This is a genomic window from Thermoanaerobacter sp. RKWS2, assembly GCF_026240795.1.
Taxonomy (GTDB): domain Bacteria; phylum Bacillota; class Thermoanaerobacteria; order Thermoanaerobacterales; family Thermoanaerobacteraceae; genus Thermoanaerobacter; species Thermoanaerobacter ethanolicus.
In genome coordinates this window covers 813959-835581 of the sequence record NZ_CP110888.1, presented here as the reverse complement: position 1 = coordinate 835581, position 21623 = coordinate 813959, and the positions used below count along the sequence as shown (strand labels likewise).

Sequence of the window (21623 nt, the reverse complement as noted above, 5' to 3'; positions counted from 1 at the left end):
ATAAGGAAGGGTGTAAATAGTAATGAAAGAAAAAGCGACATTAGAAGAGTGGAAAGAATTGTATGAGGTAACTGTTAAAATAAAGGAATTAAATCCTTGGAAATATTTTTGGGATGTAGATATAATAACACTAATTTTGCCAGAAAATGAAGAACCAGTATATTGTAGTGTAATGGGAAGAGGAGGAGAATTTTACGGTATAGGTTTTTATTTTGGGTTTGATGCTTTGGATAATTTTTACAAAATTATTGAGACTACTGATATGCCACCACAGCAAATTCAGCGATTTCAAGAAGATAATGTAATTATATGCTATTTTGGGGATAGAGAAGAGTTGTTTAAAGAAGAATTGCAAATTGTAAAAGACCTGGGATTGAAGTTTAGAGGTAGGAATAACTGGATCTATTTTAGATCTTTCAAGAAAGGATATGCTCCTTATATTTTGAATAAAGAAGAAGTATTAAAACAGACAGCAATAATGAGACATTTATTACAAGCACTAAAAAATTACATTGAAGAAGATATTGTAGTTAACTTCGAAGAGGGAGAAACTTTAGTTCATAAATACGATGAGCAAAAAAATCAATGGGTTACTTTAGCAGCTCCCCTTTTGTTACCCCAAAGAAAATATTTAATCCCTATATTAAAAGATGAGCTTCTTTTATCAAGAATGGCAAAGCAAACAACTACTTCTGCCGAAATAGAAGTTGATATAGCGTACTTGAATACCATAATTAGAGATAAAGAATATGATAGACCAATTGCAGGGAGAATTTGTATTCTTGCTGATTCTAAATCAGGGATGATAATAGATCAACATATTCTTTCTCCAGAAGATAATGAAGTACAATATGTTTTTGATATGGTAATTCCATATATTTTAAATATGGGTAAACCAAAGAAAATATTTGTAAGAGATGAGTATTTATTTCATTTATTGGTTGATTTGTGTGAAAGGACTAAAATTGGTTTGCATATAAAGAGCCGATTAAATGCGATTGATTATTTCATAGAAGAATTTGTAAACTTTAGATAGGGAGCAGGATTTTATCTGCTCTTACTTATTTTCAAGGTAATATATAATATCGCTGATGTAAATATTAAGAAAATTTCAACAAGTTCTGACTTATTTTAACGCACTGGATACCAAAGTTATATTCTGTTGCATGTACCGCTTTTTCTTGAGCTCTGCCGCAAAAGTTGACTTGCCTGCACCTGGAAGCCCTACAAGAAGGACAAGAGCCCCCATTTTCTCTCCCCTCATTCTCTTTTATTTAACTCTATTTTAACAAGTTTGAGCCGTAAAACAAAATTTTTAAAAAACTTTTACTATTCTTCCTGTGTTTTTATCAATAATTTCTATTATTATATCCAGCCTGCCGTAGAAATTATCTAAATTCTCTATTTTATAGCATTATTCATTTCTTACCAATTCCTCAGCATTCATTCCTATTCGTAATGTGTCCACATCCTATACATCTTTATAATGTGTTCATCCTCTAAAATTTCATAAATTATTCTGTGCTGAATATTTATTCTTCTTGAAAGTTTCCCTTGGAGATCACCTTTTAATTTTTCGTATGGAGGAGGATTTTGATACGGATTTTCTTTTAATATTTTTAAAATTTCTTTTGCTTTTTTGTCAAGTCCACACGCTTCTAATTTTTTTGCATCTTTTAGAGCGTATTTAGAAAATTTTAATTTATATCCCATCCTAAGTCCTTTTCATCCTTCCACTCTTCCAAGGGAATTTTATCTGACTCTATGATGCTTTCTCTTAAATTTGGTACTGACAACAAATATAGCGTTTCTTGAATAGCATTCCAATCTTCTTCGGAAATTAAGACTGCATTTCCTTTTTTAGAAGTTATCTGTATAGGTTCATTACTTACAATTATTTGTTCTAAAATTTTGTATATATTTTGTCTTACCGTTGTTACCGGTATTGTTTTCATAAAAATCACTCCTTTTAAATTAATTATAACGTACGTTTTTATGTATGTCAGTAAAAAATTATAAGATTAATAAAAACTGTTGCAAAGCCTACCACCATTAACTCTTCCTTCAAGCTCTAATATAAATCTGTTACCAAAAAAGGTACTATATGGATAAAACCTTTTCGTTTTAATTGTTTCAATCCCTTATAGGTAGGCTAAAAACTTATTCTTGCTGTCCAATATCCTCCTTTTTTTCCTGGTTTCAATCCCTTATAGGTAGGCTAAAAACAACAGAAGGATTCGTGTTGACACAGGAGCACAAATTAATGTTTCAATCCCTTATAGGTAGGCTAAAAACATAGTTGCCTTTGCTCCAAACGTCTATCTGTATATAGGTTTCAATTCCTTATAGACTCCCATGCCGCAAATGCAGCACCAGCAGAGGATGAAAATGTCCTTTTTTGATGATATAATCAGTACAGCGGCTGGTGAAGAAAGGTCGTTCTTACCTTGGTGCTTTGAGCCCGACTCATAGACAGACTCCAACGACCAGGTGCACCACAGATTGTTGCTCCCTTTACGGGAAGCACGCAGGATAGAATAACCCCTTATGGTTGTTGCACCAGCTCTTCAATTTTACAGTCGCTATCGTTCAAATTTTAAAAAAGGAGTTGGTTCTTTCATGGATTTAGTTTATTCTCATGTTTGCGGATTAGATGTCCATAAAAAGAATGTCGTAGCTTGTATAATAACACCAGAAGGTAAAGAAATCCGCACTTTTTCAACTATGACCGATGACCTTATTGCATTAAAAGAATTTATTAAAGCTAAAGGTTGTTCTGTTGTTGCTATGGAAAGTACCGGCTCTTATTGGAAACCTATTTACAATCTACTTGAGCTTGAGAGCATTAAAATCCTACTCGTCAATGCTAAGCATATTAAAAATGTCCCTGGTAGAAAAACCGATGTAAAAGATGCTGAGTGGATAGCAAGTCTCTTACAACATGGCCTTTTGCAAGGCAGCTTTGTGCCAGATCGTGAACAAAGAGAACTTCGCGAGCTTGTACGCTATAGAAAAAGCCTCATTGAAGAAAAATCAAGAGAACTTAATCGCATACAAAAGGTTTTAGAAGGAGCTAATATCAAACTGTCTTCGGTAGTCTCTGATATCAACGGGGCATCCAGTCGTTCTATACTTGAGGCTATTATAAATGGTGAAGAAAATCCCGAAACCCTGGCTGAGCTTTCTCAAGGCAAGCTAAAAAATAAAATGGATGAACTAAAACGCGCTTTAAAAGGCTTGATCAATCATCACCAAAGGATGCTTCTGGAAATACAGCTTAGACATATTGATTACCTTGATGAAGAAATAGCAAAATTAGACGAAGAAATTAAAAATCGAATGCTCCCTTTTGAAAAAGACCTGGCACTGCTGGATACAATCCCTGGAGTCGGAAGAAGAACTGCAGAACAAATAATAGCCGAAATCGGCACGAATATGGAACAGTTCCCCTCTGCTGCCCATTTGTGTTCTTGGGCAGGGTTGTGTCCAGGTCATAATGAAAGTGCTGGTAAACAAAAGTCTGCAAGAACTCGAAAAGGTAACCAAAAATTGCGAAGCTCTCTTATTGAAGCTGCCAGAGCTGCCTCAAGGGCAAAAGATACTTATCTCTCAAGTCAGTACCACCGCATCGCTGCTCGAAGAGGAGCAAACCGTGCAGCAGTTGCAGTGGCACATAGCATTTTAATTATAGTTTATCATATTCTCAAGCAAAAGCAACCATATATTGAATTAGGTCCTACTTATTATGAAGAGAAAAAGCGTAATATGATTATTCGTCAATCTTTAAAAAAGCTAGAGTCTTTAGGCCTTAAGGTCACGGTCGAATCTGCAGTGTCTTAACTTTTAATTTAACTTTATTAACCATTTATTTATCCCATATTTTTACATCGGTATGGGTTTAGTTTTTTGTTGCCTTTTTGAGAGACACTATTTTCAGGATAGGTAGGCTAAAAACGTATGACTTATTTGAAAGCGACACAAAAATATATCAGTTTCAATCCCTTATAGGTAGGCTAAAAACAAAAGCAAACTGCACTACTGGCATATGCTTATAAATGTTTCAATCCCTTATAGGTAGGCTAAAAACCAGACACCATAACAGGGGCAAATACAGACAAATCCGGTTTCAATCCCTTATAGGTAGGCTAAAAACATATAATATCGCAGCTTCAGCTCATGCTTTGCATATGTTTCAATCCCTTATAGGTAGGCTAAAAACCTCCCTTGCCCTGCTACTTTAAAATGTCTTTCAGCGTTTCAATCCCTTATAGGTAGGCTAAAAACTCATTGTACGCTATATAAAAAGACCATCCTCTTTTTTCTATTTTTAAATCCCTGTCAAGTATCTTGACTTTATTATATCATAATTTCCCTGAAAATCAATAATTTCGTGAAAATCGATAGTGTCAAGATACTGTAGGATATTTTTTTAAAGACAACCCCTGAAATTGCTTAAATCAAGGTTTCCATTATTATGTGTTTTTTATATCACTCTTTCATATTTTATTGCTTTTAAAATTCTATATATTGGTGTTACTTTGCCCATGTTTAATACTGTAATATTGTTTATTTGTTCTTTTGTATACGTTTTAGCTCTCTTTACTGCCTCTTTTATTTGCTTCTTTGTTAATTTATAACCTTCATTGTTGTTTTTGCGCTTTTTACGCCATTCTACTTCTCTTAAATTGCCTCCATTTTTCTTAAATACTCTTAATTTCGCCATTAGCTTTAATCCTTCTCTACTCCATCCTAATGGGTTCCTGCTTAACCTGTCTGAAAATACATGGCTTATATGCCCTTCTGCACTGCACCCTATTGCATCCTCATCTTCTTTGTATATTTTTATCCCTTCCCAGTTGTTTAATATGTATTTCTTTACTTCCCTTATTTTCTTCTTCTCTTGCTCTGTTTGTGCTATTTTTGATAGTTCATTAAATGCTTCTTTTAATTCTTTTTCATTCCCTTCATTTATTGCTCTCCATATCCTATCTCTATATCTTGGCTCTTTCGATGTTGCCATGAGTATGTATTTGTTTAAATGATACCTGTCTAATACAAATCTTGATTTTGGTATCCACTCTATCCCTTCTTTTATCCATCTTGCTCCATCACCTGCTATGTATATCTTCTCTATTTTTTCTTCTTTGTAATTGTCATTTATGTAATTTGCTACGTCTATCCATATGTCTTCTGGCTTTTGTCCTACATATGCTTTGTAATGGACATTCTTTAGCTCAGACCTACCGTTCTTTGTCTCTTTGCCTTCATGTATGTATACAAGTCGTGGCATTTCTTTTCCCCCGTCTTGTAAGGATACGTGGTCTTCATCTGCTTCTATGTATAATACTTTTATTTCTTTCTTTTCTTCTACTTCTTTTTTTATTTCTACTTCTCCTATCTCTCTTATTGCATTTAATACTGTCTGTCTACTTAATTCTACTGGGCTTGCTTCTTTACTGCTTTTTTCATAGGATTCTTCTGTCGCTTTTTCTACTATCTTTACTTTTACTCCTTCTTCTATCCTCTCATGCCTACCTATCCCTAATGCGTCATCTGTTAAGTAGGTGTATCTCCCATCTTCTTTTGATTTGTAATATGTCCTTTTATATTTTATTTCTCCTACTGTCGTTATTAAAGTCTTTTCATCTTCCCTTTCTACTACCCATTTCTCTTTCCTTCTCTTGTCTTCTTTTATTATCTTATCTAATTCTTCTATAATTGCTACCATTGTTTCTATACCTAATTTGTCTACCATTTCTCTAACTTTTAATGAAAGTTCTGTTATATCCATCCCTTCTTCTAATAACTTTTTAAAAATTTCTATCACATTATTGATGTAATTACATGCATTTTGTAGTATAATATCTTCAAACTTAATTTTTTTCACAAGAGACACCCCTTTCATGTTTTTTTGGTTTTCCACAATCTATTTTATCACAGGGGTTGTCTCTTGTTTTTTTATCATCTAAAAATCCTACGATAATTTTACACTATGTGAAAATCCACAAAATAGAAATGTCGTCTATCCCCATATATTTTTGCACTATTAGGGATCGACGACATTTCTACTACTACCAATTATTCTAATAATTCAACCTCTAATGATCGTTTGTTAATTCTATACAATCTAAAATTATAGTCTTCTACATTGTTACTCTGTTTGGGATTATTTGGAAATTTTATTTCGTCAGGTTCATAATCAAAAATTGCATATATGTAAAATTGATTGTCCTTTTGAACGTAAACAATCCTATAGTCGTTATTCCCGTCATCATATAATTTATGCTTAATTTTTGAACCTTTAATCTCTGTTTTCCCTTCCCTTATATTATCTTCACTCAAAAATTTAACCACTTTTTTTGCTAATGTATAATTATTTTTAATTTTCCCTATAACCTCATCTGTCGCGAAAAATACACTGTATCTATTTTTATAATTTTTCCATAAAATCTCGCCAAAAGGCGATAAGCCGGCTATATTATTACAAACTTCAATACATGACATAGCTTTACTCACAAACTCATAACGGCTTTCTTTCCATTTAGCATAATTATCCACATGACCCTCTATCTCAACAAACTCTTTATAATATTTTTCAAATAGCTCATCATCAGTAGTTATTGGTCCAGGAGGTATAACTATTAGTTCTTCAGTATCTTCAAAAATATAATACATATAACAGCCATTTATCTGGGCCATCAAGGTCATATAGGGAATAGTAGCTTTGTAACCTCCTGATATATTAAAGGCTACATTTTCATAACAACCCCCTGAAATATTCTCAATCCTTCTTATTAAATTAGTAAGTCCTTGATTTACAAATACTTCTTTATCTTTTATTTGCAAACCTTTAATAACATCTATAGCTGGAGTGAAATTTACCTTAAATTCATCTTTTTCTAAAAAAAGCCTTATAATATTAGCAGCTTCGCATGAAACTACTGTATCTGTAGCAACTAAATATACTTCTATATCTCGGTCCTTTAAGTATTTTTTTATCTTTTTTATACTTTTTATCTCAGCTGAAATGTGGTCTGGTACTTTTTTATCTTTATTATAGTAACCATAATAATTCAAAATGGTATTTCTAATTTTAGCTACAGATTCAGAATACTCGTCATATTCCCCGTAATTTACATCCTTTATAGAAAAATAATATCCTTCTATATCCTTTTTTCTTTTCTATAATTCTCAAAAAGAGACGTACCAACAGTTGTAATCAACTTAATCAATCATACCCCTCCTATTAAACACCTTCCAAATCCTTCATTACCTCTTACGTCAGAAACCCCATATTCACATATTTTCTCTAACAGTTCATCAATCGAACCATCTAATAGTTCATAATAGTACACACTGCCAGCAGGAACTGCCTTTGACATAACTTTAGACTTTTTTCTCTCATATCCCATCCACCAATACTAATTGGCTTCCCTATAGCAGCCGCAATCAGTTTTACTTTTATATTCCATTTAGAAAAGTCTGGCTTCCATCCGCTTTGAAACACAGAAGGAGTAACTAAAACCACTTTAAATTTTCTCGTCTTTGTAATAATCTCTTTTATTTTCTCTTTAAAATCTTCTTTTAAAAACTCAGGAATATCAGTAAGCCGCCTTATTTTTGCAACTTTACCCTCTCCCCCTAATTTTAATAAACCACTTTCAGGAAAAGAAAAGCCATCACATTCTATATCCACAACAAAACTTAATGAATTTTTTGTATCTTTAGCCATTCTTACATAATTTATTTTATACAAGTATCCTTTTTTATTGGAACGTTTGTCATAATCTATTTTTATCCCTATTTTACTTTCATTCAAAACAAAATCAGTAAAATATGTAAAAAACATATTTTCTTTTATCCCTTTTAAATAATTCCTCATTGTTACATCATCAATTAGTCCTTTAACATTTTCAGCTTTGTTTATAGAATATAGCAAATTTATTTGTTCATCACTCAAATCAAATTCAATAAGAAGTTCACTTAGTTTTAAAAGTTCAAGTTTATTGCCTTCATTTTCTTCTTTATTTTTTACTAAATCCATTGGCACTAATGTATACCACGATTCTCCACTTTTATAATATACCCCTTTTATTTTTAAATTTTTTTGAATAAAATCTAAATTTTGTGAACTTTTACCCGTCAATGAAAGATAATAAGTTGCAAAAGCGCCATAAAAAACCGAAGGCGCCGGAGGAAACACACCTCTACCAACACTTTCAAATCCAGCAGTAAAAGGATATCCCTTTCCAAAATATACATTATCCAAAGGCGTTACCTCAAAAAGCATAATTTATTACTCACCTCCTCGATTCAAAAAAGCCAAAATTGTCAAGAATCCAATAAAATTTTCATATTTTACCTCTTTATATAGAGATCCCAATAAAGAGAAGAATTCCCTTTCAACTTTTTCTTTTTCTTCTTTGCTTAATTCAGTATTTAATGAACGCTTAATACTTCTTTTGAGTTCACTAGTAAAAACACCCTGTGGAAGAGAATCTATATCTATTTTTTCTAACGCTGCTTTTAATTTCCCCACAAAAGAAATGCTTATCTTACCTTCTTTAAAAAAGGAATTTATATCTTTTAATAGACCTATTATACCTTCTCTATTGTTTATACCCACATAATTCCACTTAGCCATTGCAATGTAATTTTCACCAGAACGCAAAATAAGTTTTATTGCAAAAGCATCTTTGCCTTCAACTTTTTTAGCATATTCTTCTTCTACCTCATTTACAGAGGCTATAACGTCTTTCAAATCTTCTTTATAATGTGCTATAACTACTCCCATTGACGCAGTTGGTCTGTTGCCCATCATCAAGTCAATTTCATCTTTTCTTTCTATAAATCCTGCATCTATTGTAAAATCTGGAATCAACTTCTCATTAACAATTAAATGCCCGCTAAAAGCTGCTCTGAGTTTTACCATAACATCCAATAAATAATTAAGATTTACTATTGCAAACACATCATCTCCACCAGAGTATATTACTTTTCCTGCTTCTTCTCCTTCAATTATTTCCTTCACATACTTTAAAGAATAATTTCTAAGTGCTTCACTAATTAAAGAGTGAATAGCTGGTGTCATTAGTCGTTTTTTATCTTTAATGTTTTTCTTGAAATTTTCTGGTAAAAAGCCTTGTAACTTACTGTGGTACATTTCTAACATATAGGGTGCTAATTCTCCTGCCAGCCACTTCCCCATGTCATCTCCATCCAGCTTTATAACGGCATAATATTTCTTTTTATTTAGCTTTAAATTCTTTATCCTATCATCAATATTTTGTAGCAATTTTTTAAGTTCCTGTAATTTTTTTATATTAAAACCATAAGTTTCAAAATAATTTTCATTGAGATTTTCTTCATATAACAATTCGTAATCAAAGTTATCACCGCACCAGTTTTTAAATGCTTCTTCGTATTCTTTTATAGTTGTTTTCAACTTATTATCCGCGTTATTAATTATATCCATCAATGCTATTTCTGCAGTAGAAGGAAAACTTTCTTCTGTATTTTTATCTCCAAACACTTCCTTAAAATATATTTCTGCAGCTCTTTTTGTAAAGCACTTACTGCATAATCCTTCCCCTTGCGCTAAGTACTTATAAGGAATACTTTTATCCTCACTTACCTTGATTATTGCATTTTGCTTTTTAAGAAGTTTAATTTTATAACTCTCTTTCCCTTTTTTTATATTTTCCTCCTCTTCTCTTGTGGACCTATAGATAAAAACATTGTATTCGCCACATACAGAACATTTACGCCCTTCTTCTTCATACTGAGAAAAGTTCCTTACCCCTTTTCTCGCTCCAAACATTTTCTCCATAAAAGAATAAAGCAAACCATAAATATTACCAATATTAGGCTCATATTCACCTTGACCCTTAATAAAATTTAATAACTCCTTCATCTCTTCAATATCATCACTGCTAAAATAATCCTTTATCTTATCCAGCTGGATTTCCCAATCAGCTTTATTTCCATCCCCACTCTCTAAAGGCAAAGCAACCCAATACACATCAGGAAAAGTCGACAATTGATTTAAAAAATTTTTCTTTTGCTCATCATTACCTTTCACAATATGAGTAAAAATATACTCACCAATCTTTGCAAACTCATCTTGTACTATCTTTTTAAGTTCTAACGCTCTAATTTCCTCTACGTTTTTTGTAGGCAAAATTGCAAAAAATCTGTTAGGAATAGTAGGTGTTTTAAGGTTTTGATTTATAATCGGATTATTGTCAAAAAATTTTGCTATCCAAAAATCACATAAAGGCTGTTTTTTGAGTTCAGGAAATATTATACAATCAGGTCCATAGATTTCTATAACTTTCTCTATGGCTATCCATGTTAAATAAGATAAAATATAACTTCCCCAATATAAATCTTGTGTTTTTCTAGCTTGGCCAATATATTCTTGCACTGGACCTATAGTAAAGAGAAATAACGTCATCTTATTTAAACTTATATTATTATAAAAATACGCATTCACTGCAGAAGCCAATTTTAAATGTTCAAATATCGTGTGATTGGGGAATCGAGTATCAGCAGGAGCCAAATCCCAAAATTTCTTATATTCTGCTGGCGTATGTTTCTTTAAAATTTCCTCTAAATAACGCCATAAATAAACAAATTTCTCATAATTATCTTTAAAGTTCATTTTCGATAATTCCTCTACCGCATCATCTACAGCTTTTTTAAATATTTCTTTTTTTACAGCAAAATTATTGAATCGATTAGCCGCAAGAGGATGAACAAATTCAGGATATTCTTCAAAGATAACTTGCAAATTTTTATTTTTACTGGCATCTTTAGGTACATAATACCTTTCCATAGAAGAAGCTAAAATATCTGAAGCAATAGTTTTGTCATAAGGAATACCCATCTTCTCAGATATTTCTTGCGCTCTTTGTTCATGACTTTCACCTGTTAACAAAATAAAAGGCTTGTCTGGAGAATCGTGAAAATATGCTTTTAATTTATTTCCAAATAACTCTTCTTTCTTACTCATTGGCTAATCCCCTCCTACCCTAATTAAAAAACCGTTCACCAACGTTATCTCTTAATACTTCTCTCCAAAAATCATCCAACAAATTCCAAGATGGCTTTTCTCTACGCAATACTTTTTCCACAGATGCTCCTTTTTCTTTCTTTTCTTTTATCATTAAAATTAACTCTGCAGTATTAGGCAAATAATTTCCTCCAAATCTTAAAATCAGCCAATAATATTTACCGTCACATTCTAATATCTTGAATAATAATGGCGAGGTACGCCTTTCAATTTCTTTTTGCTGATTCTGCTTATCAAAAAACTCTCCAATCACTTTGCTTTTATTTGAATGAACTATAGGAAGTCCAAAAATTCCGCTTTGGATATTACTTCTTACATCTTTTCTAAAATCCATATATATTGCTCCAATATCTGACAGTGCATCACTCCATTTACTAAAACTTTGCTTTGATAGAATAAAAGATGAAGAAATAATATTACTATAAGCACAGTTATGGTCAACAGGATTGATTATCTTAGCTGCTTTATTAACATTTAGAATAAGCCACTGTGCCAATTCTTCACTATTTCTCCCTGTTGGAATAAATTCGAGTCCATAGGTTTCACCTTTTATGTTGACAACAGATATAGAGCCTGCACCTCTTCTTGCTCTGCTACCAAAATTACCTAAATTAATAGCACACCAAAAAGCAGCTACAGCATTTTTTAAAGCGTTTTCATCTTTTTTACTGTATAGAATAAGCTTAAAAGTGCCAGATGGTTTAAAATATTTTTTATTTATTACAGAATATAGTAAATAACCAATACCTCTATTTCTGCCTTTTAATATCCTTTCTTGTTTGTTAAAATACCAGTTAAAATTATTATCTCTCTGTAAATTTTCGCCAATGTTACTTTTGGCTTGTGCCTCTTTTATAATAACACCTACTTTGCTTTTGCCACTTTTCTCTGAAGTTCCACCAAATATTTTTTCCTCCTCATCTTTTAATATAGGAATATTATTACTGCACTTTAATGCTCTCCACCAAAACCGAATCATGCCTTTAAATTCTGACGTCCTTAACTCTGGAAATTGCTGATTTGCCCCAAACATATAAAGAGGCGTCACTATTTTAAGAACAAACTCAACGCTATACATATCACTTACTTCCCCCAATTAAAATTAATTCTCCTTTGCCATAACCAATTGAAGTTTTTGCTCCGATACCATTCCAACTAAAAGCTTTAATCATCCATTCTTCTAAAGTTTTATCCTTTATTTTTAAATCTCTAATTCCACTTTCTAAATAAACCAGATTGATATTGAAAATTACTCTTTCTACCGTTAAAAAGAAAACAGGATTGGGATTTTGCCAGTCAGATGGTGCTTTAGATTGTAAATAATATTCAGGATAATGAGGATTCATTATATCTCGCTTTATCGAAAATTTTCCATTTTTAGGATATGAGTCTAAGAAGACCACCTTCCCATTTTCATCTTCTGTACCAAAAATCTTAATAAAATTATTATCATTTTTTATATCTTCCAAAGAACTAATCCAATTAGACACTACTCCTTTTATAGCTTGTCCAGGAATAAATGGAATGCCATATATCCAGTGAAGAGTTAGTGAAACTTCCCTTACAGATTCCTGCCCTAAGCCAATAACAATTTTATCATAAGGCTTAAACTCATAGCTGACTACTTCATACCCACAAGATTTATATTTTTCTAATATGTACCTTTGTTTCATCACAAATTGTATACTTTTATCAAATTCTTCTTTTTTACTTTCAGGTAGACTCCCTTTTACTACATCATCACTTTTATCAAATTCTACATATTTGTTTAGCAGTAAATTAAAATTATCAATGTCACCTTTAAAATTTTTAACACAAGAACGCGTATCAGCAGGCACTCTCAATTTATCGCTCTCAATCATCCATTATCATCCCTTCAGCGAACCGTCTTATCCAGTTTATAAATTCCATAACTTCTTTCGTAATAACTCTATAAGAATCACTTTCAAGAGACAGAACTTTTTCTACCATATCTCTTCCTTCCGCATTATTATAGAAGCTGCTAACAGGACAACTTCGTAACTTTAGCCAAGTATCAATATTGTTATAAAGCTCTTTGTATGCCTTACCCCCTTTTTTTGAAAAGATCCTTTCATAAATGCTAATGTAGCCCCAAACCCATTTATCTTTATCATAGCCATTAATTTTTTTGAATACGACTTATAATTTTTGCGAAATTCTTCATCTTGATTCTCACATACTTTTTTCACACACTCATATGCAAATTTTGCTCTATCATTTGCCGTTGTCTTTATGGATTCTCTATCACTCATTTTTACCATCCTTCCCTATAGCCCCAATTCTCACAATGCCTTTACCTATCGTAGCATTGCCACCGATTTGAACAATTTCATGTTTTTTTATCCCTCCAAAGAAATAATCCAACACAAAATCTTCATCCGCTTTCGACTTTTCTTTTTTATTTTCTCTTTTTCTGCTTCATCTATAAAGAGTATTGAAGCCAATGCCAACGAATAAAATACCGTATTTTCAGGAACATACTCTTCATTAAAAAGAGCTCCGTTCTGTACTGTCCCTTTATCAGGATCAATTCTTGTTCTGGTTATAACTTCTGTAGACATCTCTGTAAAATCTCTAAAATCATCATCTGAAATTACCATTATATCTTTTTTCATCTTTTCCCTAAAAGCTCTGTATAAATCGTTTTGTCCATTTTGATTTTTTGGAAAAACAACATCAGCCAGCCAATCAGAAAATTGCTGCAATTTAGCATTTGATTTTACTTTAAAAGAATATTCTTCTAATATGACTGCTTTGTCCTCTTTGTTAAGTATAAGATTTGAATCCTCCACTATAGAATTGGGCCCTATCATATCTATATCATCTAATTCTTTTATCCAACTTTCATTGCACAAACTCATGTCTTCTTTAAACCTTCCAAGAACATAAGGGCAAGTAATCCATCCAAAAATTCCTTTCGCAGACTTTACGGGAAACAGCAAAATTCTCGCATCTAAAAAACCTATAGCACCTGCATGAAGATCTCCTTCATCTGGCCCAAATATGTACTTCACATTCTCTTTTAAAGATTCATCCCTTTCAAAAACACTTCTTAAAGCTCCCTTTAATCCCGACGATTCAATTTTAGGAAAATTAGAGTGTTTCTCTCTCTGAATTGGAAGGTCAACATATCCCAATTCCGAGCCACTGCCTACATGTGTAGGAGTTTCAGTGTAGATAAAAAATGGTTTAGCTTTTTTAAACATATATATCCACCCTTTCCTGTTAATTTAATTTATTCTAATAAGATAAACTCGTAATCTTTGCACACTTTTTCAAATTCCAAACCTTCCATTTCACAAAAACGAATAAAAATCTTTTTTATTATTTCATGAAAATCATCAAAATCTTTCTTTGATAAAATACTAAAACCATGTGAAAATATGGATTTATTTCTCAACTGAACTTTACTATATATAATCCCAATATTTATATCTTTTAACAACTCATCATCAATAGATTTAATTAAAACATAAGCATCAAATAAAGCTACATTATTGCGAGGCAATTCCTTATATTCTTTAAAATTTGGAAACCGTTTGATATTTTCATTCATTCTCTCTAACAATTTTTCTTCGCTAAGAGGTAATTTGGAATAATCAGGAAAATAAACATAAAAACCATAACTTGCAAGTCTAACTTGAGCAATTAGTTCCAAGACACGGTATAATAAAAGAATTGCAACATCATGTTTTCCCTCATAGTGCCGTCTTAAAGCATTGGTATAAATTGAAAAAATAAGCGGTGTATAGATATACTTGTCTGTGACATAATCCTTTTCTTTGCCTTTATCTTGTAAGTTAATATCCTTTAATGGTTTAATAAGGTTATGTTGCTTGTACAATATTTCTTCGTATTTATAAGCGATTGCATTTTTGTCAATTGGCTTCCAACTTTTTAATATTTTGAATAGCTTTTCAAATCCATCAATAGCTTCATTAAAGGCAATCCTATCCCAAAATGAATAGATTTCTGCTAGCATTTTGTAGAAAGTATAGTCTCTATAAGCTACTCTTTCTTCTAATTCAGAAAAAATTTTATGTGCAGAAATAAAGTCGCCCTTGTTAAAAAGTGCTATAGCTTTATCTTTTTCTAAATCTCCAAAAATTTGGTATGGATCTTCCACAATTTTCAATTTCTCTGTCCCTGGATTTGGTTTACGCATTTTATTATTATATTCACTGGCAACATATACTAAATCTATTTTTAAATACGCACCTGCCATCGCCATCCCTGCAGACATAGCTTTAGTACCACCTGTAAAATCAATAGCAGTTTTATCGGGTTTACCCCATTTATCTATATAAACTTCTTTTAAAATCTTATAAATTTCAATAGGACTATCTTTTACAATTTCTTCTGCTATGTACTGAGAAGGCAATAAGCCAGTTAACTTTACCACTTTGTCTAAATTTCCTATAGAGTCTTTGGTATAGAGAAATAATACTCTTTTAGGTTTTATAGTATGTATAGTTAATACGAGAGGTTCAAAAGAAAAACCTAATGACAAAATCAGGTTTTCATATCTTCCATGAAAATTAGTATTATTATCTAACTGAAACTTTTCTATTACCAATGGGAATATCTCTTTGTAATAATAATCTTCAGCTTCTCTGGCTGGTATTGTCTCCCAAATTTCTACTTTTTCTCTTATTTCCTCTTCAATTTTATCACTTGGCAATATCGTTTTCTTTTCCATTTTTCCCTCCTCTTTTCTAAAAAATAAAACAATTTTACTATTATATTTATAATTTTACCATTTTATTCTCCAAAAAACAACATAAATATAAATAAAATTCCAATATATTTCGATAAATTTGTCTCTTTTTTCTCTATTAAACATGACATGACTGTTTGGGGAGTTATCGTTCTAATTCTTGCTGTAATAGAATTCTTTGCAGGACGCAAACCGCAAAAAGCAAATAAACAAGCTTAATCACCACGGCCCTTTTTTTGGGCATCTTCTTTTGCACCGACAATTCTAACATACATTTTACCATTTGAAGTTTTACCTGTTGTAACTTAATAGCCTACAAATCTTACTGATAAGTTATAGCAAAATCTCTTTAGTATCCGTCCCATACACCTTTACAATCTCATTGTGCAACGGCTTAAAATCAATATTATCTACAAACAAAATACCCTCCACTTCTATGCCACTTTGTGGATTGTCAAAAACGTACATGCCTTTTATTGACTTTTCCTTTATATAATAAACATACTCCAAAAGCTCCTTTAAACCCTGTATCATATATTCTCTATCTGTTGTATACTTTACTTCTCCTAAAATAACTTTTACTATTCTTCCTGTGTTTTTATCAATAATTTCTATTATTATATCCGGCCTGCCGCTCCAAAAGATATTGCCCAAAGTACCTTTATCTTCAAAAAGTTTATCTGCTATCTCGTGAGTCTTTTTAACTACTGCCATCATCCTTCTAAAATATTCATTTTCAATATTTTCTACTTCCTCAAATCCTATCTTAAATATTAGATTATCAGAACCAGTACTGTTGTGATAAATATTGTATAGTAAATTTCCGTCTTCCCAACTCGCTATTTTATTATTCGTGCCATCAACGATATACATTTTTTCATTACAAGCGTTATCTCTTAAAATTCTTACAACCCAATATAATTCAAACAAAGTATTTTCATCAGCAATTTCTATAAAAGTTTTCTCAAAAAGTTTTTTAATCTCTTCATAATCAATAAAATTTATAATTTGTCTGTACTTTCTTAAAAGCTTAGCTGCATCACTATAGAGTTTACTCCTGTTTTTTGCAACATCTTCAATCATCCTATCCGTGACATTTATACCTTCAATATTTATCCTGCTCATATAAACATTTTTTTCATATATCTCTTTTACAATTTTATTTATTTTTTCTCCCTCTACGTACCAATCATAACCTGTAAATCTATCCATATTAAGGCCTATAACGATGTCATACAAAACTTCTATAAACTTTTTTAAGACTACATTTTCTTTGGTATTATAAAGCTTATTCCTTTCATTATAAGAAAAAAGAGTTTTATCTTTATAATTTGTATTCAATCTCTGTCTTATAGTCTCTTTCCAATCTATGCTGCCTCTAATTTTATTATAACTTATCTCCTTTGTAAGATTAGTTGAAACCTTCAATTCCCTAATCATCATTGGAAGATTTAATATATAATCCTTAACCTCATCCATTAATAAAAAATGTATTTTCAACAAATCTTCAACCTTATTTATGTTTAAATTTAACTCATTCAAAAAAGGTAGCGGAGATAATTTGCCAGACTTTAAATATACCAATAAATCCTCTTTGATAGATTCTAAAAGCACTTCTTTACTTGTCTTCATAGTCAAATCCCCTAAAAATCACATTTTTATTCCAAAAAAGTCTTTTATGAATCCATCCAATCTATCCTTTTGTCTAGAAAAATCTCCTATACTGCTTTTATACAATTCCTCTGCAAATTTTTTAATATCATTTTCCATAACGCCTTCGAACTGCGGCAGGACATAAAGTATAACAGCAGAAGTGTAATCCCCTTCAACGCTAACATATCTGGCAATGTCTTCAATAATAGCAGGTCCAACTCTTCTGTATTCGTTAATAATATTCCAAACCTCCGCCAGTCCCTCTTTTAAATCCACATTATTGATGCTTTTATCCTCTATCCCCCATATATTAAGATATTTCGCAACAAGGTCCTTATCAATGTTTTTTGGCACACCAACAGGAATAAAAGCAAATCGCCTCATAAAGGCATAGCTCATTTCATATAAAGAAGTTTTGTCGTAAGTGTTCATAGTCCCAATAATGCGAAAATCTTTAGGAATTACATACCCATGTTCTTGTATCTCTACCTCTTCTTCATCATCTTCCTCCGGACGTATGACTATATTCTCTCCAGATTTTGACTTAAAACTCAGTGTCACCCTGTCCCCTGTTAAGGCAGAAAATAATACACCAAAAGCTTTGTCAATATCAGCTCTGTTTATTTCATCTATAATTAGCCACTTGATATTGGAATTGTTATTTTTCTTATTTTTAAAAAGCCGTAAAAATACGCCTTCATCAAAATACAAAGTTCCATCCCTATCAGGTTTATAACCACCAATAGTATCATAAGTAGACCAATCGGACATGGCAGTCACCATTTCGTATTCTACTCCGTAACTTTTACATATTTCTTTAGCTAGTTTGGACTTGCCTGTTCCAGGAGGACCTACCAATATTATGTGTTTACCTGATTTTAAAGCAGTAGATATTTGCTTTGATAAAACCTCTGCATCCTCAAAAAATAAATTATTTATTTTAATTTCTCTTTCAAAATCAATTTCATGAAGAAAGCCATCTTTCTCCTCCTCGCCGCTTTTATCCTTTTCCCCATGAGACACCTTAATAATGTCCTCTCTATTTATACCATTTATCTTTTTAAACCTATCAAAAACTTCAATAAACTTCTTCACCATTTTCTTATATGTAAAATCATTAGGGTTATCAATGGTTTCTATATCATCGTGTTCTTTGGTGCCTTTCTCTTCAAGAATTTTATTAATATTATCACCTATATATAAACCATACGAAATATTAGAATACTTTTCCGTTTCATCTCCCCCAATTGTAAAAAATAACTGAGCAGCTTCTTTATGTGTTTTTTTCTTTTCGGGATATATTGCAAACCAACATCTACTCCCTCCAAAATTCTGTGGTCCATAAAAATCACTAATATATTTATTTTCTTTAAATTTAAAATTAGGAAATATCGATTTAATACTATTGTAAATTTTTCTAATTTCTATATTCACTTTTTCCTTATACTTTTCATAATATAATGGAAACAAAATCTTAAAATCATTCCATGATTTTAAAATATCTTTTTCATGTTTATTTGCAACTTCATTCTTTATGCTCTCCAAATTTTTCTCATCCACATAATCACCATTTAAAATCATCTCACACACTCTAAATCTAATTTCATTGACTTTTTCATCACCTTTGTATCTTTCATATAAAACTTGTAAATATTCTCTATCTAATTCCTTTAAATATTCCAAAAAAGCATTTATATCCTTACTAAAAGAATACAATACCTTTGCATGTTCATAGAGATACTTTACACTTACTTTTACATACAGTTCCTTGTAGTTGGTAAGACAATAAATGAAATCCTGTGCATCCAACATATCTGGATTTTTTATATAATTTTTCTCTTTAAAATAATCGAGCAAAATATTACAAACTTCATAATAGGTAGAATACTTATCTGCTACATCTTCAGTTAAAGACTCATTAATTCCAAAAGAATTTAAAAACTCTCTAAATGCCTGATCCCTATACAAGGGATACTTCTCTAAACTAAAACCTGCTAATAAATATCCAAAAAGAGAAGTATCAAATTTAATAGTAGTATTATATCTTTCCCCAGTATTCACAAATCTTCGTATTCTATCTTCTAAATCTGCCGAATCATCATATAGATAGTTAAACAATTCAGCTACTTCTGAAGGTTTTTCTTCTGCATATTTATATAAATCATCTAAATTCGACCAATGAACAAAACCACCCTTTTGTGGATTTTTACTTTGAAAATACTTAATTATTTCTATAACATTCTCCCCAGCAATACGCTTGTCTTTTAAATAATCATTTATTTCGCTTAAAACTTCTCTTTTATACTTTTCATCGTAATCCACAGTTTCTTTGAACTTTAAATATTCCTCAATAGCAATGTCCATATAATTGTCCATAAAAAATTTTCCTTTTAAATCTTCAATCTTCATCCTAAGATCCCCCTAAAACTACATTAATGTATGTTATATTATCTATTCTATAAATTTATTGAAAATCCTTTATATTTCCATAAAAAATAAAGGCACTACCTTTCATAGTGCCCTTATTTCAAAAACTTATCTAAATCCTCTATCTTATCTATATCAAATATATTGTCAACAATATCCATCAACGTTTCCCTGTTTGCACCATCTATTTTCTTTACATATTCTTCAGGAACATTCCCAAATTTCTTCTCTAATAACTTAATAACAGTTACTCCTATTCCCTTCTCCATGCCTTTTTCTATTCCTTTTTCTATTCCTTTTTCTATTCCTTTTTTTATCCCTTTTTTAATACCCCTTTTCTCACGCTCTTTCATCTCTTGCAATATGGTCTTTTCAAGATTTGATATCATCTCTTCCACCTCCTTGTTTTCATCTATTATTCTCTCTATATTTTCTCGCTCTTCTTCCGGCAATCTAGCTAGTAATATCTTTTTAAACCATGCTTTAAATAATAATATTTCATCTTTATCCAAGTTATTTAATATCTCTGATAATTCCTTAAGCCTTTTCATTATTTCTTCAAATTCTACTTTTTGTTCTAATAAAAATACAGAAGCTATTAAGTTTTCTAACTTTAATAATTCTTCTTTTGTATACCTATTTACATCTATTAGTATATATTTGAAATCTACTGCATATTCTCCAAAGGTTTCATAGGAATTTAGTGTTTCTTTGTAGCTTGTTTTTGCTGTCCATTTATGGTCTCCGTTGTATAATACTATCGGCACTATAACTGGTAATTTAAAATCTTTCCTTCTTGATTCTTTTCTTGGTGTATCTTTTAGTATGCTTCTCCATATCTCTACCATATATAAAAGTAATCTGTAGGGCATTTGATAGTCAACTGTTGATTGTAACTCCATCAATATATAAAATATAACCTCTTTATCTTTTAATTTTACTCTATAAACCAAATCAGCTTCTTTATCTGCAAAGTCTTGTAATACAAATGACTTATCTACTTTAACTACATTTGCCTCGTCTATATCATTTACCCATTCCTGCTTTACAAAACTTCTTAATAACTCTATAAACACTCGCTTACTGGATAACAAAAATTTATACCCTTTGTCATGCTGATTGTGAATAGCTTCCTTTACATTTTTATCATCCATGACATTTTGCTCCTTCTTAATATCATTATATCTCATAAATCATAAGTTTTGAATAATAATTTTTCACTCTACCCTCATTTTACCATTTTATTTCTCAAAAAACTAGCAATGGGTATTAAAAAATTTCCACTGCATTAACGAAAGTGAAGAGAGAAAACCTAAAGCCTTTGCCTGCGTTGGATAAGTATCAAAAATTTCTGATAGAAAGATGAGGAAGTACATAAGGCTAAGGCTTCTTGTCGTAGATGAAGTAGGGTATTTGCCTTTAGACAACCTTGGAGTAAATCTTTTTTTAGCTGATAAACGCACAGTATGAGAGAAGAAGCATAATACTTACAAGCAATAGAGTATTTGAGGAATATGGTAAATTAAGGTGGGAAGCCAATTCTTGCAACTGCGTTTTTGGATAGATTGCCGTACCATGCCTATATAATTAACATAAGAAGTAACAATTACCGTTTAAAGGATAGGTTAAAGACTAGTCTTTATTATGTTAAAACTGTAAGCCTAAATTAAAAAAAAACAGGGTGGGTCAATTTAAAACCACTGAAAATGGGTCAACTTTAATCCGCTATTG

20 protein-coding genes, 1 pseudogene and 1 CRISPR repeat array are annotated in these 21623 nt (G+C 31.3%); of the genes and pseudogenes, 4 read left to right on the top strand and 17 right to left on the bottom strand.

Features of this window, described 5'->3' with window-relative positions; all coding sequences use genetic code 11:
- Window positions 1–22 precede the first annotated feature (22 nt).
- Complete coding sequence (locus OEI98_RS04145; protein ID WP_266039778.1) at window positions 23–1036, top strand: DUF6930 domain-containing protein; 1014 nt, start codon at window positions 23–25, stop codon at window positions 1034–1036.
- A 90-nt stretch (window positions 1037–1126) separates the two neighbouring features.
- Here OEI98_RS04145 and OEI98_RS04140 read toward each other — a convergent pair whose 3' ends face one another.
- The 3 genes from OEI98_RS04140 to OEI98_RS04130 form a co-directional block, all read right to left on the bottom strand.
- A complete protein-coding gene (locus OEI98_RS04140; protein ID WP_003867771.1) occupies window positions 1127–1249 on the bottom strand; it encodes a hypothetical protein in 123 nt (40 codons plus the stop codon).
- A gap of 200 nt (window positions 1250–1449) precedes the next feature.
- Entirely contained in the window at window positions 1450–1713 is a 264-nt protein-coding gene (locus OEI98_RS04135) for a Txe/YoeB family addiction module toxin (RefSeq protein WP_266039776.1), read from the bottom strand.
- Window positions 1698–1955, bottom strand: a complete 258-nt coding sequence (locus OEI98_RS04130) for a type II toxin-antitoxin system Phd/YefM family antitoxin (RefSeq protein ID WP_266039774.1) — start codon at window positions 1953–1955, stop codon at window positions 1698–1700. Before OEI98_RS04130 ends, OEI98_RS04135 begins: the two co-directional genes overlap by 16 nt.
- A gap of 664 nt (window positions 1956–2619) precedes the next feature.
- Between OEI98_RS04130 and OEI98_RS04125 the strand changes: the two genes are divergently transcribed.
- Complete coding sequence (locus OEI98_RS04125) at window positions 2620–3840, top strand: IS110 family transposase (protein WP_003869923.1); 1221 nt, start codon at window positions 2620–2622, stop codon at window positions 3838–3840.
- 151 nt (window positions 3841–3991) lie between these two features.
- A CRISPR array of direct repeats spans window positions 3992–4284; the repeat unit is 30 nt; unit sequence GTTTCAATCCCTTATAGGTAGGCTAAAAAC.
- A gap of 199 nt (window positions 4285–4483) precedes the next feature.
- Here OEI98_RS04125 and OEI98_RS04120 read toward each other — a convergent pair.
- From OEI98_RS04120 to OEI98_RS04050, 14 genes and pseudogenes are all read right to left on the bottom strand, one after another.
- Window positions 4484–5905, bottom strand: a complete 1422-nt coding sequence (locus OEI98_RS04120) for an ISLre2-like element ISTet1 family transposase (RefSeq protein ID WP_003869387.1) — start codon at window positions 5903–5905, stop codon at window positions 4484–4486.
- 173 nt (window positions 5906–6078) lie between these two features.
- Window positions 6079–7077, bottom strand: coding sequence for a putative CRISPR-associated protein (locus OEI98_RS04115; protein WP_266039772.1), 999 nt, complete (start codon window positions 7075–7077; stop codon window positions 6079–6081).
- 155 nt (window positions 7078–7232) lie between these two features.
- Window positions 7233–8290 (bottom strand): annotated as a pseudogene (gene cmr3 / locus OEI98_RS04105) (type III-B CRISPR module-associated protein Cmr3).
- A gap of 6 nt (window positions 8291–8296) precedes the next feature.
- Window positions 8297–11014, bottom strand: coding sequence for a type III-B CRISPR-associated protein Cas10/Cmr2 (cas10, locus tag OEI98_RS04100; protein ID WP_266039767.1), 2718 nt, complete (start codon window positions 11012–11014; stop codon window positions 8297–8299).
- Window positions 11015–11033: 19 nt separating this feature from the next.
- Window positions 11034–12152, bottom strand: a complete 1119-nt coding sequence (cmr1, locus tag OEI98_RS04095; RefSeq protein WP_266039766.1) for a type III-B CRISPR module RAMP protein Cmr1 — start codon at window positions 12150–12152, stop codon at window positions 11034–11036.
- Window position 12153: 1 nt separating this feature from the next.
- On the bottom strand, window positions 12154–12936 hold the full coding sequence (gene cmr6, locus OEI98_RS04090; protein ID WP_266039765.1) for a type III-B CRISPR module RAMP protein Cmr6: 783 nt from the start codon (window positions 12934–12936) through the stop codon (window positions 12154–12156).
- The gene (locus OEI98_RS15265; protein ID WP_266040561.1) at window positions 12929–13114 is read right to left on the bottom strand and encodes a type III-B CRISPR module-associated protein Cmr5; all 186 of its coding nucleotides are present in this window, start codon (window positions 13112–13114) and stop codon (window positions 12929–12931) included. Before OEI98_RS15265 ends, cmr6 begins: the two co-directional genes overlap by 8 nt.
- On the bottom strand, window positions 13099–13347 hold the full coding sequence (cmr5, locus tag OEI98_RS15260) for a type III-B CRISPR module-associated protein Cmr5 (protein ID WP_266039763.1): 249 nt from the start codon (window positions 13345–13347) through the stop codon (window positions 13099–13101). The genes OEI98_RS15265 and cmr5 overlap by 16 nt, the downstream gene beginning before the upstream one ends.
- Window positions 13340–13462, bottom strand: a complete 123-nt coding sequence (locus tag OEI98_RS04075; protein ID WP_266039761.1) for a hypothetical protein — start codon at window positions 13460–13462, stop codon at window positions 13340–13342. Before OEI98_RS04075 ends, cmr5 begins: the two co-directional genes overlap by 8 nt.
- Window positions 13435–14301, bottom strand: coding sequence for a type III-B CRISPR module RAMP protein Cmr4 (gene cmr4, locus OEI98_RS04070; RefSeq protein WP_266039759.1), 867 nt, complete (start codon window positions 14299–14301; stop codon window positions 13435–13437). The genes OEI98_RS04075 and cmr4 overlap by 28 nt, the downstream gene beginning before the upstream one ends.
- A 29-nt stretch (window positions 14302–14330) precedes the next feature.
- A complete protein-coding gene (locus OEI98_RS04065; protein ID WP_266039757.1) occupies window positions 14331–15794 on the bottom strand; it encodes a TIGR02710 family CRISPR-associated CARF protein in 1464 nt (487 codons plus the stop codon).
- Between the two features lie 351 nt (window positions 15795–16145).
- Window positions 16146–17444, bottom strand: coding sequence for a hypothetical protein (locus OEI98_RS04060; protein WP_003867775.1), 1299 nt, complete (start codon window positions 17442–17444; stop codon window positions 16146–16148).
- Between the two features lie 18 nt (window positions 17445–17462).
- Window positions 17463–19874 carry an AAA family ATPase gene (locus OEI98_RS04055; protein WP_266039753.1) on the bottom strand — a complete coding sequence of 804 codons (2412 nt, stop codon included), beginning with the start codon at window positions 19872–19874 and terminating at the stop codon, window positions 17463–17465.
- 113 nt (window positions 19875–19987) lie between these two features.
- Window positions 19988–21046: an Rpn family recombination-promoting nuclease/putative transposase gene (locus OEI98_RS04050; protein ID WP_266039751.1), complete on the bottom strand. Its 1059-nt coding sequence runs from the start codon at window positions 21044–21046 to the stop codon at window positions 19988–19990.
- A gap of 208 nt (window positions 21047–21254) precedes the next feature.
- Here OEI98_RS04050 and OEI98_RS15005 point away from each other — a divergent pair, with 208 nt between their 5' ends.
- Entirely contained in the window at window positions 21255–21362 is a 108-nt protein-coding gene (locus OEI98_RS15005) for a hypothetical protein (protein ID WP_269207971.1), read from the top strand.
- Between the two features lie 86 nt (window positions 21363–21448).
- Window positions 21449–21562 carry a hypothetical protein gene (locus OEI98_RS15255; RefSeq protein WP_353784566.1) on the top strand — a complete coding sequence of 38 codons (114 nt, stop codon included), beginning with the start codon at window positions 21449–21451 and terminating at the stop codon, window positions 21560–21562.
- The last annotated feature ends 61 nt before the right edge of the window (window positions 21563–21623 follow it).

Excerpts from the sequence above, each read along its gene's own strand:
- cmr4 (WP_266039759.1), bottom strand. The coding sequence starts at position 14,301 with ATGTTTAAAAAAGCTAAACCATTTTTTATCTACACTGAAACTCCTACA.
- OEI98_RS04130 (WP_266039774.1), bottom strand. The coding sequence starts at position 1,955 with ATGAAAACAATACCGGTAACAACGGTAAGACAAAATATATACAAAATT.
- OEI98_RS04135 (WP_266039776.1), bottom strand. The coding sequence starts at position 1,713 with ATGGGATATAAATTAAAATTTTCTAAATACGCTCTAAAAGATGCAAAA.
- OEI98_RS04055 (WP_266039753.1), bottom strand. The coding sequence starts at position 19,874 with ATGAAGATTGAAGATTTAAAAGGAAAATTTTTTATGGACAATTATATG.
- OEI98_RS04125 (WP_003869923.1), top strand. The coding sequence starts at position 2,620 with ATGGATTTAGTTTATTCTCATGTTTGCGGATTAGATGTCCATAAAAAG.
- OEI98_RS04065 (WP_266039757.1), bottom strand. The coding sequence starts at position 15,794 with ATGGAAAAGAAAACGATATTGCCAAGTGATAAAATTGAAGAGGAAATA.
- OEI98_RS15005 (WP_269207971.1), top strand. The coding sequence starts at position 21,255 with ATGAGGAAGTACATAAGGCTAAGGCTTCTTGTCGTAGATGAAGTAGGG.
- OEI98_RS04060 (WP_003867775.1), bottom strand. The coding sequence starts at position 17,444 with ATGAAGACAAGTAAAGAAGTGCTTTTAGAATCTATCAAAGAGGATTTA.
- cmr6 (WP_266039765.1), bottom strand. The coding sequence starts at position 12,936 with ATGATTGAGAGCGATAAATTGAGAGTGCCTGCTGATACGCGTTCTTGT.
- OEI98_RS04050 (WP_266039751.1), bottom strand. The coding sequence starts at position 21,046 with ATGGATGATAAAAATGTAAAGGAAGCTATTCACAATCAGCATGACAAA.
- cmr1 (WP_266039766.1), bottom strand. The coding sequence starts at position 12,152 with ATGTATAGCGTTGAGTTTGTTCTTAAAATAGTGACGCCTCTTTATATG.
- cas10 (WP_266039767.1), bottom strand. The coding sequence starts at position 11,014 with ATGAGTAAGAAAGAAGAGTTATTTGGAAATAAATTAAAAGCATATTTT.
- cmr5 (WP_266039763.1), bottom strand. The coding sequence starts at position 13,347 with ATGAGTGATAGAGAATCCATAAAGACAACGGCAAATGATAGAGCAAAA.
- OEI98_RS04120 (WP_003869387.1), bottom strand. The coding sequence starts at position 5,905 with ATGAAAGGGGTGTCTCTTGTGAAAAAAATTAAGTTTGAAGATATTATA.
- OEI98_RS04145 (WP_266039778.1), top strand. The coding sequence starts at position 23 with ATGAAAGAAAAAGCGACATTAGAAGAGTGGAAAGAATTGTATGAGGTA.
- OEI98_RS04140 (WP_003867771.1), bottom strand. The coding sequence starts at position 1,249 with ATGGGGGCTCTTGTCCTTCTTGTAGGGCTTCCAGGTGCAGGCAAGTCA.